This is a genomic window from Microbacterium nymphoidis (assembly GCF_021044885.1).
Lineage (GTDB): Bacteria > Actinomycetota > Actinomycetes > Actinomycetales > Microbacteriaceae > Microbacterium > Microbacterium nymphoidis.
This window is the reverse complement of record NZ_JAJNOD010000002.1, coordinates 82,844-98,857: the sequence shown is the minus strand read 5'-3', so window position 1 is coordinate 98,857 and position 16,014 is coordinate 82,844. Positions and strand designations below refer to the sequence as shown.

15 protein-coding genes are annotated in these 16,014 nt (G+C 68.9%); 6 read left to right on the top strand and 9 right to left on the bottom strand.

Translation table 11 applies throughout. From position 1 onward, the window contains the following. Window positions 1-104: 104 nt before the first annotated feature. From LQ566_RS09765 to LQ566_RS09735, 7 genes are all read right to left on the bottom strand, one after another. Window positions 105-905: an HpcH/HpaI aldolase/citrate lyase family protein gene (locus LQ566_RS09765; RefSeq protein WP_231091495.1), complete on the bottom strand. Its 801-nt coding sequence runs from the start codon at window positions 903-905 to the stop codon at window positions 105-107. Further along, entirely contained in the window at window positions 902-2,119 is a 1,218-nt protein-coding gene (locus LQ566_RS09760; RefSeq protein WP_231091494.1) for a CaiB/BaiF CoA transferase family protein, read from the bottom strand. Before LQ566_RS09760 ends, LQ566_RS09765 begins: the two co-directional genes overlap by 4 nt. 130 nt (window positions 2,120-2,249) lie before the next feature. Continuing rightward, entirely contained in the window at window positions 2,250-4,052 is a 1,803-nt protein-coding gene (locus LQ566_RS09755; protein WP_231091493.1) for an Ig-like domain-containing protein, read from the bottom strand. A gap of 237 nt (window positions 4,053-4,289) precedes the next feature. Next, window positions 4,290-5,783 (bottom strand): glycoside hydrolase family 3 protein, encoded by a 1,494-nt coding sequence (locus LQ566_RS09750; protein WP_231091492.1) that lies wholly within the window; start codon window positions 5,781-5,783, stop codon window positions 4,290-4,292. Then, the gene (locus LQ566_RS09745) at window positions 5,780-6,610 is read right to left on the bottom strand and encodes a carbohydrate ABC transporter permease (RefSeq protein WP_231091491.1); all 831 of its coding nucleotides are present in this window, start codon (window positions 6,608-6,610) and stop codon (window positions 5,780-5,782) included. Before LQ566_RS09745 ends, LQ566_RS09750 begins: the two co-directional genes overlap by 4 nt. Then, entirely contained in the window at window positions 6,607-7,584 is a 978-nt protein-coding gene (locus LQ566_RS09740; RefSeq protein WP_372459796.1) for a carbohydrate ABC transporter permease, read from the bottom strand. The genes LQ566_RS09745 and LQ566_RS09740 overlap by 4 nt, the downstream gene beginning before the upstream one ends. A 13-nt stretch (window positions 7,585-7,597) precedes the next feature. Further along, window positions 7,598-8,905, bottom strand: a complete 1,308-nt coding sequence (locus LQ566_RS09735) for a sugar ABC transporter substrate-binding protein (protein WP_231091489.1) — start codon at window positions 8,903-8,905, stop codon at window positions 7,598-7,600. Window positions 8,906-9,240: 335 nt separating this feature from the next. Between LQ566_RS09735 and LQ566_RS09730 the strand changes: the two genes are divergently transcribed. After that, entirely contained in the window at window positions 9,241-10,107 is an 867-nt protein-coding gene (locus LQ566_RS09730) for a spermidine synthase (RefSeq protein ID WP_231091488.1), read from the top strand. Window positions 10,108-10,252: 145 nt separating this feature from the next. After that, window positions 10,253-10,954 (top strand): hypothetical protein, encoded by a 702-nt coding sequence (locus tag LQ566_RS09725; protein ID WP_308070788.1) that lies wholly within the window; start codon window positions 10,253-10,255, stop codon window positions 10,952-10,954. Between the two features lie 122 nt (window positions 10,955-11,076). On the opposite strand, the gene LQ566_RS09720 is transcribed toward LQ566_RS09725, so the two are convergent. Then, window positions 11,077-11,988: a sugar kinase gene (locus LQ566_RS09720; protein ID WP_231091487.1), complete on the bottom strand. Its 912-nt coding sequence runs from the start codon at window positions 11,986-11,988 to the stop codon at window positions 11,077-11,079. Window positions 11,989-12,113: 125 nt separating this feature from the next. Between LQ566_RS09720 and LQ566_RS09715 the strand changes: the two genes are divergently transcribed. Genes LQ566_RS09715 through LQ566_RS09705 form a run of 3 tightly spaced genes read left to right on the top strand, consistent with a single transcriptional unit; the run spans window position 12,114 to window position 14,787 of the window. Continuing rightward, window positions 12,114-12,602 carry a SprT-like domain-containing protein gene (locus tag LQ566_RS09715; RefSeq protein ID WP_231091486.1) on the top strand — a complete coding sequence of 163 codons (489 nt, stop codon included), beginning with the start codon at window positions 12,114-12,116 and terminating at the stop codon, window positions 12,600-12,602. Between the two features lie 37 nt (window positions 12,603-12,639). Further along, complete coding sequence (locus LQ566_RS09710) at window positions 12,640-13,725, top strand: hypothetical protein (protein WP_231091485.1); 1,086 nt, start codon at window positions 12,640-12,642, stop codon at window positions 13,723-13,725. A 30-nt stretch (window positions 13,726-13,755) separates the two neighbouring features. Further along, entirely contained in the window at window positions 13,756-14,787 is a 1,032-nt protein-coding gene (locus LQ566_RS09705; RefSeq protein ID WP_231091484.1) for a hypothetical protein, read from the top strand. A 5-nt stretch (window positions 14,788-14,792) separates the two neighbouring features. Here the strand turns inward: LQ566_RS09705 and LQ566_RS09700 are convergent, their stop codons facing one another. Then, on the bottom strand, window positions 14,793-15,431 hold the full coding sequence (locus tag LQ566_RS09700; protein ID WP_231091483.1) for a 2-phosphosulfolactate phosphatase: 639 nt from the start codon (window positions 15,429-15,431) through the stop codon (window positions 14,793-14,795). Between the two features lie 52 nt (window positions 15,432-15,483). Between LQ566_RS09700 and LQ566_RS09695 the strand changes: the two genes are divergently transcribed. Continuing rightward, the gene (locus tag LQ566_RS09695; protein WP_231091482.1) at window positions 15,484-15,999 is read left to right on the top strand and encodes a hypothetical protein; all 516 of its coding nucleotides are present in this window, start codon (window positions 15,484-15,486) and stop codon (window positions 15,997-15,999) included. Window positions 16,000-16,014 lie beyond the last annotated feature (15 nt).

Here is a 16,014-nt window from a genome sequence, read left to right as displayed (position 1 = left end):
GTCGAGCTGTTGCCTGTAAACGTTTCCATAGGCCGCAGATGGAAACGTTTCCAAATCCGGCGTTCGTGTGGTCCAGAGACCTTAGGGGCGCCGAGGCCGGGTTGTCAACCGCTCTCGCCCGCGGCCCGCAGGATGGCGTTCGCGCGGCCCTGCATCGCCGGATCCACCATCTCCCCGCTGCGCAGCGTCGCCACCCCGCCGACGTGCAGGGCAGCCTGCACCTCGTGCGCCCAGGCCACTTCCTCCGGTGTGGGTGCGAACACCGCCCGGATGGGCGCGAGCTGGCGCGGATGTACCGCCATCCGGCCCACCAGGCCGAGATCCGCCCCGCGGCGGGTGTCGGCGATGAGCCCGGGTTCGTCGGCGATCCGGGGGAACACCGAGATCATGGGTGCGTCGAGGCCGGCCGCCCGCGCCGCGTACACCGCGGTGAGCCGGGCGTGGTCCAGGACGGGCTCCGCTCCCCCGAGCTGGCTGCGAAGATCGCTCTCGCCGAGTGCGATCGCCGTGACCGCAGGGTGCTCGGCGATGGCGCGGGCTTCGAGCACGGCGCGGGCGGATTCCAGCAACGCGGTGAGCGGCCGGCGGCCGATGAGCTCGCTCACCGCGTCCAGCAGGCCGACGTCCTCGGTCTTCGGCAGCCGGACGCCGACGGACGACGGGAGTTCAGCCAGGGCGCTGAGATCGTCGATGTCCCCGGCGTTGACCCGCACCTCCACATCCACCGTCAGAGTCGTGGCATGCTGCTCCAGCCAGGCCAGCACGTGGGATCGCGCCTGGAGCTTGGCCGTCGGCGGGACGGCGTCTTCCAGGTCGAACACCACGAGGTCCGCACCGCTGCTGACAGCTTTCTCGAACCGTTCCGGGCGATCGCCGGGCACGTAGAGCCCGGTGAGGCGGGTCATACGACACCCCGTTGCGTGAGGTCGCGGATCTCGGCGTCGCTGAGACCGAGATCCGACAGCACCTCGTGCGTATCCGCGCCGTGCGCCCGGCCGGTCCAGCGGATCGAGCCCGGGGTGCGGGAGAGCCGGAACAGCACGTTCTGCATCGCCACATCACCGAAATCCGGGTCGGCGACGCGAGTCACCGTCCCCAGTGCAGTGTACTGCGGATCGGCGACCACCCCGCGCACGTCGGACACCGCCGCGATCGCCGCGGACACCTCCTCGAAGCGGGAGATCACCTCATCCGCGTCGCGCGCACCGATCCACTGCTGCACCGCGTCGTCGAGTTCGTCGGCGTGCTGCGCGCGCTCGTGACCGGTGGAGAACCAGCTCTCCTCGGTGAGGTCAGCGCGACCCACCAGCCGCATCACCCGTTCGGCGATCGACTGGGAGCTGGTCGATACCGCCAGCCACACACCGTCCCGGCTGCGGTAGACGTTGCGCGGTGCATTGTTGACGGAACGGTTGCCGGTGCGCGGCTGCACGATCCCGAGCTGATCCCATGCCGTGATCTGACCACCGAGCAGCATGAGGATCGGCTCGATGATCGCCATGTCGACCACCTGGCCCACCCCGTCACGCTCGGTGGCGCGCAGCGTCGCCATGACCGCGAAGGCCGTGGCCAGCGCCGTGATCCCGTCTGCGAGTCCGAACGGAGGAAGGGTGGGCGGGCCATCGGGGGCACCGGTGAGCGCGGCGAACCCGCTCATGGCCTCGGCAAGCGACCCGAAACCGGGCCGCCCGGCGTACGGACCGATCTGACCGAACGCTGTCACGCGCGCCAGCACGAGGCGTGGGTTGGCGGCGAACAGCCGTTCCGGTGACAGCCCCCACCGCTCCAGGGTGCCCGGCCGGAAGTTCTCGATCATCACGTCGGCCTCGGCGACCAGACGCAGCAGGATCTCCGCCCCCTCGGCCATGCTGAGGTCGAGCGTGAGGTTGCGCTTGTTGCGTCCCAGCGTCTTCCACCACAGGTTGACGCCATCCTTCGCCGGGCCGTGCCCCCGTGCGGCGTCGGGTCGGCGCGGGTGCTCGATCTTCGTGACCTCCGCACCGAAGTCGCCGAGGAACGTGGCGGCGAGCGGACCGGCGAACAGCGTGGACACGTCGAGGACCCTGACACCGGCGAGGGGCGGCTGCGGAACAGTTTCCAGATCTGACGGCTCGAACATGCGACATGGTACTCCGAGGCCCCTCGTACAGAAGACGTGCCCCGGAGCCGCTCTCGCGGCTCCGGGGCACGTCTTTCGTGATTCAGTTCCGTCGGCTAGGGAGTGAGCCGGCTCAACGGAACAGCCGGACTCACCGGACCGTGGAGCGTCGGCGCGCGATCACCAGAGCGGCACCCAGCACCGTCAGGACGACGGCCGCGAGCGCGCCGCCGCCGAGGACGCTCCCGTCGGCACCGGTGGTCGGCAGCGCTGTGCCGTGGGGCGCGGACTTCGTGGTGGCCGGAGTGGCCGCAGGCGCGTCAGGCGTCGTGGCGGAGGGCTCCGGGGTGGTCGTGGGCTCGGTCGTGACGGTCGGCTCCGGTGTGACGGTCGGTTCCGGTGTCACCGTCGGCTCCGGCGTCACGGTGGGCTCCGGCGTCACGGTGGGCTCCGGCGTCACGGTGGGTTCCGGCGTCACGGTGGGTTCCGGCGTCACGGTGGGCTCCGGGGTCACGGTGGGCTCCGGGGTCGGCGTCACCGTGGGCTCCGGGGTCGGGGTCACGGTGGGCGTCGGGGTCGGCTCCGGCGTCACGGCCTCCGCAATGTTGGTCAGCACGATCTGGCCCCGCTGACCGCCCGGCCCCACCAGGGTGTAGCAGCCGTTGGCGTCGGGCCCGGTGATCCCCTCGCCCGTGATGGTGTAGGGCTTCCAGGTGACCTCGTCGACGGCAGGCACGTTCTCGCACAGCACGATGGGTTCACCCGCCGGGTAGTAGCCGGAGTTCACCAGCGTGCCATCTGCGGGAACCGCAATCGTCTCGGTGACGTCCCCGGAGGTCGCCGTGAGCTCGTAGCTGTCGGGGAGCACCGCACCGGAGTTGTTGGTGAGCTGCTTCGACACTGCGAAAGAGGTGTACTCACCGGCGTCGGCACCACCGCCGCCGAACGCCTTCGGCGTCACGGTGGCGCTCTTGGACTCGCCGTTGACGAGAGCGTCGTTGGCGAAGAGGTCGGTCTCGAAGGAGACGGCTCCGGTGGCCACCGACGTGTAACGCAGACGGTACTGGTAGCCGAACGCCATGTCGTCGATCGAGAAGGTGAAGCTGGTGGCGGAATCATCCACCACCGGTGCACTGAAGGTCTCACCGAGGTAGTTCGGGTAGCCCGCCGTGTAGCTGCCGTCCAGCGGGAGGATCATGCGGGTCTCGATGAGCCCCTTCGTGGGATCGGTAGGGTCCTGCTGGTAGCGCGTGAGCTCGAAGGACCCCGGAACCAGGGTGTGGGGCTGGTTCGGCGACGCGGAGGTGAGCGTGTCGCTCACATCGAATCGACGCACGGCCTGACCGTCATCGGGGCTGCTGCCCGGCCAGAGCAGGACGTTCCACGTGAGCACGGCCTTGCCGTCGATGATCTCGCCGGTGCCGGACTTGTCGGTTCCGAATCCGGGGTACCACGATCCGGGACCAGCGGGGCTGGGCACGGGGAGCGTGATCGGCTCGCCGCCGACCTCCCACACCGGCCCGGGCTCACCCTCGGCCGTCTGCTCCAGAGTGCCGACGAACCAGATGTCGCCCTGCGGGTCCCGATACGGGCCGTCGGGCAGGAAGGTGCAGAGGATGGCCGTGGCCTGGTACTCGCAGTGCGCGATCGGTGTGCCGTTCTCGCCCATCAGCGAGAACGGAGAGGACTGCACCAGCTCGAAGCTGGACGGCAGCGGAACCGTGAAGGTGTCGCCGGCGTTGACCTGACCGGCGACGTGCCAGTCCGCCTGGAAGCGCAGCTCGTCGTCGGTGTCCAGCGGGGTGCTCGGGTCGACGGGCACGCCCCCGAGCAGCACCTGCGGATTGGTGATGTCTACCGGTCGCTCGGCCGCGTTCGCCGCGGGAGACACCGCGAGAGCGGTTCCCGCGGCCACAACGGCAGCGATGAATGATGACGCCAGTATTCGGCGCATGGAAAAACCCCCAGATAGTAACGGACACTCACGACGCGAACGGAAAACGTCGCAAGCGAAGGCCGGTGTCCACCGACCTTCTGTTCGGGAAGGCGATCGGGTGCCCCCAGGCTCCGATCGTGTCTTCCGACGCTAACAGGCAGGCTGAGCCCGCCATCCGCATGTGGCCCATCTGTGGATAAGTTCGCGGAAGACAGCGGGCGCATCCCGAGGGGATGCGCCCGCTGTCTTCCGGGTTCAGTCGCGGACGAGGATCCGTCGCGCCGCCCGTGCGGCCAGACGGCTCGAGGCCCGCACCTGAACGAGAGGGATCGGCCAGTGCACGGCGTCGTCTCCCACGGGGATTCCCGTGTTGACGACCACGGCGTCGGCGCCGGTGGAGGCGACAGCCGAGACGACGTCACGCTGGGACGGGTCGACGGCCACGCGGTCGACGAGGACGATGATCCGGGCCGCTCCCGCGGCGAGGGCGGCAGCGACCGCGGCGGTGCGCTCGGCGTCCGTCGCGCGATCGGGATCCACCCGCAGCACCGTGCCGCCGGCGGCAAGGACGGAGGACACGTACGACGCGGCGCTGTCCACCGCGAACGATGCGCGCTTTCGCGCGTCCAGGACGACGGCAGACGGCGCGGGTGACAGATCCTCTCCCGCGCGCACCGTGACGGCGCGATCTGCGAGATCCTGCGCTTCGAACACCGTGGCGTCGCCGCCGGGCGCCGCGGACGCGAGTCGACGGCCGAGCCGCGCGACGCGATCCGCCGCAGCCTGCACCGTCTCACGCGACAGAGTACCGTCCCGCAGCGCCGCGATCACAGCGGACTGGACCGCGAAGAAGTCGCGCTCGTCCTGATCCGGTGCCATGGCGTCGCCCGGGTTGGTGGGGTTGCCGATGCAGAGCAGGTCGGCACCGGCCTGCAGGGCCATGACGGCACCGGCCCCGAGCCCGTAGGTCTCTCGAATCGCGGCCATGTCGAGCGCATCGGTGACGATGACGCCGTCGAACCCGTCGGTGCGCAGCCCGCCGAGGATCTCGGCGTTCAGTGTGGCTGGCAGCGGACCGAACTGCTCGATCACGATGTGCGCGGTCATGATCATGTCCACGCCCGCTGCGATGGCCGCGATGAACGGCGCCCGGTGCTCGGCGAGCTGGTCCTCCGTGAGGCGCAGCGTCGGCAGATCGTGATGCGAGTCCAGATGTGTGTCCCCGTGTCCCGGGAAGTGCTTCACACACGCCGCGACCGCGCCGGAGGCCTGGATGCCCTCGACCTGGGCGACGCCGTGACGGGAGACGAGTTCGACGTCGTCTCCGAACGCACGCACGCCGATGACGGGGTTCCGCGGGTCGGTGTTGACATCGACGTCCGGGCCGAGCTGTGCGTTGACGCCGACCGCGCGCAGGCGCCGCGCGATCTCGGCACCGGTGGCGCGGGTGGCATCGAGGTCGTCGAGGAACCCCAGCTGAGCGGCACCCAGCACAGTGGACCCGTTCGTCGTCTCGAGGCGGGTGACGGAGCCGCCCTCTTCGTCGATGCCGATCAGGATGGCGGGGTTCGCGGCGCGCAGGTCGGAGCTCAGCTGCTCCAGGTCGTCGCCGACGTTCTGCGCGAAGTAGACGACGCCGGCCAGGCCCGCGCGCAGTTCGTCCAGCAGCCAGGCGGGTGCGCTGCGGCCCAGGAAACCCGGCCACAGCACACCGTTCGCCAGGCGGCGGAGGTCTTCCTCAGAGGTCATCCCTTCACCGCTCCCGCCACGACGCCCGAGCTCAGGCGACGCTGCACGATCACGAAGAAGATCATCACCGGGAGGGTGATCAGCGTGGATGCCGCCATGATGGAGCCCCAGTCGTTGGAGTGCAGGCCGAAGAACGACTTCAGACCGATCGCCACGGTGTACTGGTTGCTCTCCGAGCCGAGGATCGTCATCGCGAAGATGAACTCGTTCCAGGCGGTGATGAAGGAGAACACGCTGGTGGCGACCAGACCCGGCATGGTGAGTGGGAGCATCACCGAACGGAACATGCGCCACCACGAGGCACCGTCGACATACGCGGCCTCCTCGAGCTCGACGGGAACTGCGGCGACGAAGCCGCGCAGCATCCAGATGCCGAAGGGCAGGGAGAGGGCGACGTAGACCACCATCAGGCCCAGCAGGGAGTTCAGAAGGCCGAGGCTCTTCACCTGCAGGAACAGCGGGATGACGAGGGCCTCGAGCGGCACCATCTGGATGACGAGGATCATCATCAGCATGGTGGTGCGGAACTTGAAGCGGAATCGCGCCACCGCCACCGAGGCGAGCAGGGCGACGAACCCGCTGATGAGGACCACGACGGCCGCCACGACCAGCGAGTTGCGCAGGTACAGACCGAAGCCGGCATCGCCGAGCACGTAGACGAAGTTGTCCCAGCTGAACTCCTTCGGCAGGAAGGAGGAGCCGCCGTCGCCCGCGCGCTTGTCGAAGGCCGACTTCATCATCCAGTAGACAGGGAACAGCGTGAAGACCAGGAGCGCGGCGACTGCGATGCCGATCCCGACCTTGCCGGTGAGGCTCTTCTGCTTCACAGCTGGTCCTCCTTGAAGAGCGTGCGGATGTAGACCGCGGTGATGGCCATCAGCACGAGCGTGAGCAGCACCGCGAGAGCGGAGCCGAAGCCGTAGCGGTTCTGACCGAAGGATTCGATGTAGCTCCACACTCCGAGGTTCAGCACCTCACGGTTGGAGCCGGCACCGCCGGGCATGAGGTACACCTGCGCGAAGACTTTGAAGTCCCAGATGGTCGAAAGGATCACGACCACGGAGAAGACCGGCTTGAGGGTGGGAAAGGTGATGCGCCAGAACCGCGTCCAGGCGTTCGCGCCGTCCAGTTCTGCGGCTTCGAGCATCTCCTTGGAGACGCCGAGGAGCCCGGCGAGGATGGTGATCGCGATGAAGGGGAAGCCGTGGTGGATGACGTTCAGCAGCACGATGCCGTAGAACGACCAGCGGTTGGTGAACCAGTTGACGGGACCGTCGATGATCCCGGCACCCTGGAGGAGCGAGTTCACGAGGCCCTTGTCGGCGTCGAAGACCCAGGTCCACACGTAGGTGCCGGTGACCGCGGGCATCGCCCAGGCCACCATGATGGCGCTGGACACGATGGTGCGCCAGGTGGTGCCGAGGCGGGCGAGGAGAAGGGCGACGAGCGTTCCGAACGCCACGGTGCCGAGCACCGAGACGATCGCGAAGCCGACGGTGTTGGGAAGCACAACGGTCCACAGCGTGGGCGAGCTGAACGCCTCGACGTAGTTGTCGATGCCGTTGAAGTTGGACTTGCCCGTGTTGATCTCGCGCAGACCGTAGTTCTGCAGCGAGATGATCACGACCCGGATCAGCGGCCAGATCATCAGGCCGCCGAGGATCACCAGGGCGGGTGCGAGAAGCAGCCACGGCCGTGCTTTGGCCATGGTGATGAAGCGTCGGCCACGCCCGGCGCCCGAGGGCGCGGCGACCGAAGTCGCCGCGCCCGGGGCGGGAGCGGGCGCCTGAATGGAACTCAAGGCGCGCCCTCGATTACTTCTGGTTGAGGATGTCGGTCATCTCCGCAGCGGCGTCCTTCGTCGCCGTGGCGACGTCCTTCTGTCCGCTGAGGATCGACTGGATCATCGTGTTGGTGGTCTGCTTGGCCTGGACCGCACCGAACTTCGGGGTGACGGGCACCGAGGCGCCGCCGTCGACCATCTGCTCGGCGAACGGGGCCACCAGCGGGTCGGTCGACTTCAGAGCCTCGTCCATGCCGCTCTTGACGCCGGGGAAGTAGCCGGTCTGGCTGGCCCACTCGGTGGCGAGTTCACCGGTCGTCATGATCTTGATGAGCTCCCAGGCAAGCTCCGGGTGCTTGGTGGTGTTGAACGCCGACAGGTGCGAGCCGCCGAGCACGGAACCGGCGATGCCGCCGTCCTTGGCCGGGATGACCGCGGCGCCGATCTTGCCCTCGAGCTCCGGGTTCTTCTCCAGCAGCGACTTCGGGGTCCAGGAGCCCGAGATCATCGTGGCGACCGTGCCGCTCGTGAACGCGTCACGCACGTCGGTCTCCTTCCACGTGGTCGCACCCGCGGTCGAGAAGCCGTACTTGGTGGCGAGGTCGGTGTAGAACTGCAGTCCCTCCACGGACTTCGCCGAGTCGAGCTCGCTCTTCCACTTGTCGCCGTCCTTGACGGCGACCTCGCCGCCGGCGCCCCAGACCCAGGGGTAGACCTGGAACTCGGCGTTGCCGGGAACCGCGAACGCGGCCATCTCCGGGTGCGCAGCCTTGATGGCCTCGCCGTTCTTGATGATGTCGTCCCAGTTCTTGGGAGCCGACAGGCCGAGCTCTTCGTAGATGTCGGCGCGGTAGATGATGGAGCGCACACCGGCGTACCACGGCATGCCGTAGAGCTTGCCGTCGTAGGTGCCGGCCTCCTCAAGACCCGGAACCAGGTCCTCCTTCAGACCGTCGACCGAGTCGACGTAGTCGTCCAGCTCCAGCAGCGCGCCGGCGTCGGCGAACTCCGGGGTCCAGGTGGTGCCCGTCTCGGCGACGTCGGGGGTGGTGCCACCGGCGATGCTGGTGACGAAGCGGTCGTGTCCGTCGGCCCACTGGACCTCTTCGAACTTGACCGAGGCGCCGGTCTTCTCCTTGAATGCGGCCGCGACCTTCTCCTGGTACGCGCTGGAGTCGGGGTTGGTGCCCTGCATGATCCAGGCCGTGAGGGTCACGTCCTTGTTGTCCTCAGGGTTCACGGTGGCCTCGCCGGCACCGGTGGAACCGGAAGAGCAGGCGGTCAGGCCGAGGGCCGCGACTGCGCCGAAAGCGGCGACGGTCAGCATGCGCTTGTTCACGTTTGTCTCCTCGTTGAAACCCGGGCGGTCCGGGAGGCTGTGGTCGTGCTTTGTTAGGAGCACTTACATTTCTCGTGAGTCTACGGATCGCAGGCCGAAATGACAAAAAGTTTTCAGGATCGTTATCAAGCGTGGAAATTCGTGACACTCCGGCAGAATGCCGCCGGTGACCAGTCTACGCGCGCGATTCCGGGGGTTTTGATGTCGGCTGGAGTGCATCGGCGAGCGGGAACCGGGCCGGCTCGAGGGTCATCCCGCGCACAGAAACGCGCTCCCGGGCGACGGATCCGGATGCTCACCGGCGCCTGTCCCGAGGGCACGAGTACCCTCGAAGAGTGGCACGACGCAGCAGAGAAGAACCCGACTCCCCGCGGGTGCGGCTGAGCGATGGCACCCTCGCGCGCGTGGCTCGCAGCGAGTTCACCAGCGGCTGGGAGCTGCTGGTGGACGAGACGCCCCAGTCGCACGTGGACCTCGACGACCCCACGCACCTGCACTTCGAGTACATCGCCCGGATCGGGGCGGTGATCGACGTGCTGAAGCCGGCGGGTGAGCCGCTGACCGCCGTGCATCTCGGCGGAGGCGCGCTCACGGTGCCGCGTTACATCGCCGTGACCCGGCCCGACTCCCGCCAGCAGGTGATCGAGCTGGAGCCCGGCCTCTGGGATCTGGTGCGGGAGAACCTTCCGCTGCCCCGCGGTGCGGCGATCCGGGTCCGCATCGGCGATGCCCGAGCCGGTGTGGAGAAGCTCCCCGGAGGAATCCTCGGTCAGGTCGACCTGGTCGTGAGCGATGTGTTCGCGGGAGCGCAGACTCCCGCACACGTCACTTCTGTGGAGTTCTACACCTCCGTCGCGAAGCTCCTGGCCTCCGACGGCGTCGTGCTCGTCAACGTCGCCGACGGACCGGGACTCGCCTACGCGCGCCGTCAGATCGCCACGCTCCGACAGGTCCTCCCCCATGTCGCCGTGCTCGCCGAGGCACAGGTGCTGAAGGGCCGTCGTTTCGGCAACCTCGTGCTCGCGGCGTCGCGTCGGCCGCTGCCCACGGACTGGCTTCCCCGGCTGCTGGCCGCGGGCCCGCATCCGGCGAAGATCGCCACGGATCGCGAGGTCGATCAGCTCGCGTCGGGTGCGCTGCCGGTCACCGATGCCGATGCTGTGGCCTCCCCGCGGCCCAACGCCTCGATCTTCGACCGCTGATCGCCTTCATCGTGCGCAGATCGCTCCCACTCGCCCCAGTTTGGAGCCATTTGCGCACGACGAAACATGTCATCGGTGTGCCACAGGGGTCACACGGCGCAGCGCTGACACACTAGGAGCGGCGCCATCGGGAAGGGAGCGACGAGTGAGCATGATCCGCGGGTACGACCCCGAGACCCTGCGCGAGCTGATCGACCCGAAGGAGTGCGAGGCTCGGCTGGAGGAGATCAACGCCCAGCGCAGCCTCCCCGCTCTCCTGGAGCGCGTCTGGCTGCTGAAGGTGCTCGGTCGTTTCGACGACGCACTGAAGGTGTCCGAGCAGTCGGTCCGTCAGGCACGGATGGGCGGCACGCGAAAGGACCTCCTGCGTGCCCGCATCCTGCACGCCACGGTGGTGCACTCCCGCGGCGGCAGCATCGCGGCGGAGCAGGAGCTGACCATGTGCGCCGAGGAGGCGGAGGGTCAGGGCTGGCCCGGGATCGCCGCCTTCGCGGTACAGCATCGGGGCCGGCTCCACTTCGACAACGCCGACTACTCCCTCGCGCGTCACGACTTCAAGAAGTCGCTCTTCCTGCGTCAGCAGGCCGGGGCGGACGAGAGCGAGCTGGAGTCGATCCTGATGTACGTGGACGCGGCCGATCGTCGCTGGGCGCAGGACGGCGCGCACCAGGCCACTCCGGTCGCCGACGCGCTGGAAGCCCGGCTGTCGGCCGGAGATGCACCCGCGCAGAAGCCGCGGGTCGATGCGGCTCGCCGCGAATCACTGATCCGGCGCCCCGTCGAGAGCCGATCGCTGGACGCCGTCGAGAGCCGATCGCTGGACGCCGAGGACGCCGCCGTTCGCTGAGCGGCCGAACCCGCCCTCACCTGGGAGGGAGAGGGACACACGCACCTGTCTGCGTCGCCGAAGCGGGTCTTGCCCTGCGCTCAGCCGCGCGAGCGGTGTTCAGCCGCGCGGGATGTCGTCGTTCAGCCGCGCGGGATGTCGTCGGGAAGGTCTCCGGCCGACCGCAGCGTGCGCGCAGCGCGCACGTGACCGGTGAGCAGGCGCTCCTCGGCCGTCTGTCCGCGAAGGAATCCGTGCAGCCAGCCGGATGCATAGGCGTCGCCCGCGCCGACGGGCTCCACGACCTCGACGGGTGGGGTGGCGACGAAGGTCTCCGACTCGCCGTCGAACTCGGTCGCCCCGATCGGGCCGTCCTTCACGACGAGAATACGGACCTCATCGAGCAGGGCCCGGACATCGTCGGGCGTCTCGACATCCCACAGCCCCTGAGCCTCATCGAGTCCGACGAAGCAGATATCGGCACGCTCAGCGAAGTCCCGGAGAACGTCGGAAGCGGTCTTCAGGTCGGGCCAGAGGGCGGCACGGTGATTGACGTCGAAGCTCACGAGGACGCCGGCCTCGTGAGCGCGTTCGATGAGCACCGAGGCGAACTCACGGCACGACCCAGACAGGGCGGGCGTGATTCCGGAGAGATGGAGCACACGGAACCGCTCGATCGGAACCGCGCGCGCATCATCGGCGCCGAGCCGGCTCGCGGCGGATCCGGCGCGGTAATAGACGACACCGTTGCCAGGGTCCTTGAGATACAGCCCGGTCCGCTCTCCGTCGCGGACCCGGACGAGCGAGACATCGACGCCCGCCGCACGCAGGCGCCGCAGGATGCGCTCACCGACGGCGTCGGCACCGAGCGCACTGAACCAGGCGGCCTCGTCCCCGAGGGTCGCCAGATGCGCTGCGACGTTGGATTCAGCCCCACCGGTCTCCAGCAGGAAGCTGGTTCCGGTGACCACCGGCGAGGCGTCACTCGTGGTGACCACACCCATGGTCTCCCCCACACACAGGACGCCGGCGGGGGACGGTGCGAAATCGCTCATGCTCTGCTCTCATCAGGCGGGTGGGGTTGCAGTCAGTCTAGCCAGCGGGCACTGGGCGCCCCCGCGGGGAACACCGTCGGGCGGGGCCGATCCGGATGTCGGACGCCGGACGTAGGCTGAAGAGCATGTCGGAGCTGGGACGCGTGGAGATCTGGGCGAACGCGCTCATCCGCATCCATCTGGATCCGTCCTGGTCCTTCGCTTTCGACAACGCGAAGCGTCGTGCGGGACTCTGCGACTACAACCGCAAGCGCATCTCGGTTTCCCGCTACCTCGCCGCCCGGTACGACGACGACACCAACCATCAGACGCTGCTGCACGAGGTGGCGCATGCGCTGGCTGGGCCGGACGCCGGTCACGGGCCGCGCTGGAAGCGCGTCGCGCGCGAACTCGGATACGTCGGGGGCACCACCCACCACGGTGAGACTGCGAACGAGCTGGCCCCGTGGGTCGGCGTTTGCCCCGCCGGGCACTTCGCCTACCGTCATCGCAAGCCCACGCGGCTCGCCTCGTGCGTCAAGTGCGCGCCGCAGTACGACCCGCGTTTCCACTTCACCTGGACCCGGCGTGAGATCTCCGCGGCGACGCGACGGGCGGCCGTGGCACCACGGTGAGTCGCCATCCCGGCTCGGCGTAAGCGAGGATGGGGCCATGCTCAGCGACGACGATGCCCGGGAACTGCGCGAGCTGCAACGGCGGGTGTTCCGTCATGGAGATGCCCTGGGCGCCGAGGAACTGCGACGACTCGATGTGCTGACCCGGCGGGCGGAGGATGCCAGTTCAGCAACTCCGTCGCCGGACACGATGGCACGGGCGCATGACCTGCATGAGCTCCTCGACAGCCTCGACGAATCCTCCGAGACGACGCTTGCCCGGCCGGTGATGCAGAGCGATCCGCCGCCGCGCCGGGGGCGAATCATCGTCACCTCCCTCGGGGCCTTCGCTCTGGTGGCGGCGCTTGCGGGGGCGTTCGTCGCGGGCCGCTCGACCGCTCCTGCCCCTCCCGGCACGATGGCGCAGACGCTGCGAATCGGCGAAGACATCGCGCGAGAGCAGGGGTGGGAGACGTGGAACTACGTGGGAGCCCTGAACGGGATGGACTACTTCGCCGGCTCTCCCAGCTCCGGTCACCACTGTGTTCTCCCCGTCGTCTCGACGCCCGCGCCGCGGGCCGAGGCGCAGTGCGTGGGCGCGGACACCACGGAGATCGGCTTGCAGACGGATGTGCACAGCGCCGAAGGTGGCGGACAGGTCACCGTGACCACGAGCGTGGTCTGGGCGGGTGAGCGCGCGAGACTGCAGACATCGGTCGATGCCAGCGACCTGGACACTCTCATCGTCGGCCCTGGTGCCGGGACGATGCAGCAGCTCGCGGATGATCGCCAGAGAGTGGTGGCAGCTATCGAGTGCGAGGAACCACCGACGCTCCTCGACTTCTCCATCGCGCCCGGCGCAGATGTCTTCAACACCGAGAGCAATTCCGTCACCGCGAGCTACTGGGCATGCACCGCGGGCGGCGCACGAGCGGCCGTGGCTGCGAAGAGGGATCACACGGTGACCTATTGGCTCGACGATCAGGGCGACCCCTCGTCCGGCATCCGCGAGACCTCGGTGGATTTCGATCCGGAGGGGGTCCAGATCAAAGCCGAGACCGGTGAGGTCCTGCCCGGGTGGCACTGGCGTGTGGAATGGCCGATCGACGGCGACCCCACGATGACTCCCGTGATGGAGCCGTAGCGGGTGTTCGTGGGGGGGAAGGGATGCTCGATGACCGAAGAAGCTGCCGACGACGAACGGCGACGACTGCTGGCGGCCGCATACGGCCGCTCGGGGGCGGGCCTGGAGCCGGACGAGGCACGGCGACTCGCCGAGCTGATGCCCGCGGTCGCAGACGTGCCGGCCGGCCGGCTCGACGCGCAGGAACCCGGCCCCTCCCCTCGCGCGTCGCGCCCGGGGCGGCAGGCGGACGCCCCCTCAGCCCGGCGCCGCCCCCGCACGCTGATGGCCGTCGGCGCGCTGGTTGTGCTCCTGGCAACCTTCGCCGCAGGATGGGCCGCGAACAACGGGCTGCAGACACGCGAAGACGCCGTGGCGCAGATCACGGTGGACGAGTCCATCGCCGCCACGCTGAACGCCGCGCGAGTGGAAGTCGCCCGGGTGGCCGACCCCGACACGCTCCTCTACATCGGCACGCTGTTCGGAGGCGTCGTCTGGGAGGCGCGATCCGCGGACGGTGAGACGCGCTGTTTCGTCATCGCGGCGATCCCCGATGAGAGCCAGCCGAGCGGCGCAGACGTCCTCGGCTGCGTGGCGGAGACGGCGGGCGCCGCTGAGCTCGGGACGACATCGAAGTCGGGAGAGTCATATACGGCACGCGGAACGATCCAGGCGGTCTGGCAAGAAGGGCGACCGGCTCAGCTCGAGCCCGATTGGCAGGATGTGACGATGACGGCGCTGGAGACGAACGCGATCGTCGAGCGAACGCGAGCGGCCGCACGCGGCGATGGGAGCGGGAGCGCCATCCCGGTCGCCATCTCGGGCCTCACCGCGCTGTGGGCTGTGGAGCGGGATGGATTGCACTGCGTCTCCGCGATCACGCTCTCCGGGTCGGACGTGAACACAGCAGGGTATGAGAACGCGAATTCCTGCCGCGATGACTTCGTCTACGGCGAGACGCAGACCTGGATCTTCCCCGGTCCCGAGTTCTCGTTCCCCGCGGAGTCCTCGGGCAGGTACATCCGTACCGTCATCACCTGGCCCCCGGGTGAGGACCCCGTGGCCACGCTGCGCGAGGAATAGAGGCGTCAGCCCCGGATGATGCCGTCCAGCAGCCGCGGGGCCACCCGGTCGGCGTCGACGCTGGCCGCTGCCGCGGTGACCGCGCGCTCGTCCCGGTCGATCAGCTCCCGTCCGGATCCGGATGCACCCAGCAGGTGACGAACGGCACCGCCAAGCGCGCGGTATGCCTCACCGGCGACTGCCGCCTCCGGTGAGGTGTGATCGAGCCCGCGGGTGCTCAGAGCGTCGATGATCGCGCCCGCGCCGAGCTGATCCTCCACCGCGAATCGCACCTGCGCGTCCGCGTCACGCGAGGTGAGCTCGCCCGCCGCGATCACCGCCACCGAAGTTCGGGCACCTCGCTGATTCTGCAGCTCGACGATCGCATCGGCGACGGCGGAGGCGTTGCGGAGACTTCCGATCAGGACGACGGGCTCGTGCTGCTGTGACGCGCCGAGTGCGGCGACAGCGGCCCCGTTCAGCGACCGGGGGGCGAGATCCGCGAGCACGAGTTCCTCGCCGGCGGCGGTGCGCTCGGACACGACCGAGGAGAAGCGGAGGACGTCCACCACGACGATCACGTCGGCGGGCGCCAGCCGGGCGAGCCCCGCAGTCCCCCAGTCCATGCGCACTTGATACGTGTCCTGCGTGAAGGGGGAGGTCATCCTTCCATGCTATTCACCGCGGACGCCCCGGCTACCGCGGCAGGATGGGAGCATGCGCGTGATGCTCAAGTTCCAGATCGACTGCGACGCCGACGCCGCCTGGCGCGCGCTGCACTCTCCCGCGGTGCTCGCCGAGCTCTACAGCCCGCTCATCGCGTTGCGTCCGATGACGCCGATCCCCACACAGCTCGAGCACGGCGGCGACACCGCCGTGGAGATGCGCATGTGGGGCGCGGTGGGCATCGGCAAGCAGCTGATCCACACGACGGACCGCGAAGTCAACGAGAACGGGGTGCGCGTGCGCATCCTGCGCGACTCCGGCATCCCGCTCACGGGCCCGCTCGCGTCGCTGGACGTCTGGGATCACCAGATGGCGGTGAGCCCCGTTCCCGGACGACCGGATCGCACGCTGTGGCGCGACCGTCTCACCGTGCGCGGTGTGACCGCACCCGTGCTGTGGCCGACGCTGTGGGCATCCTGGCAGCTGCGCCAGGCCCGCATCACGCGGCTGGCGCGCACGTGGGCGTTCGATCCCGAGGTCGCACCCGAGGAATCGCCGGCTGCCTGACGTGATCGGCCCCGG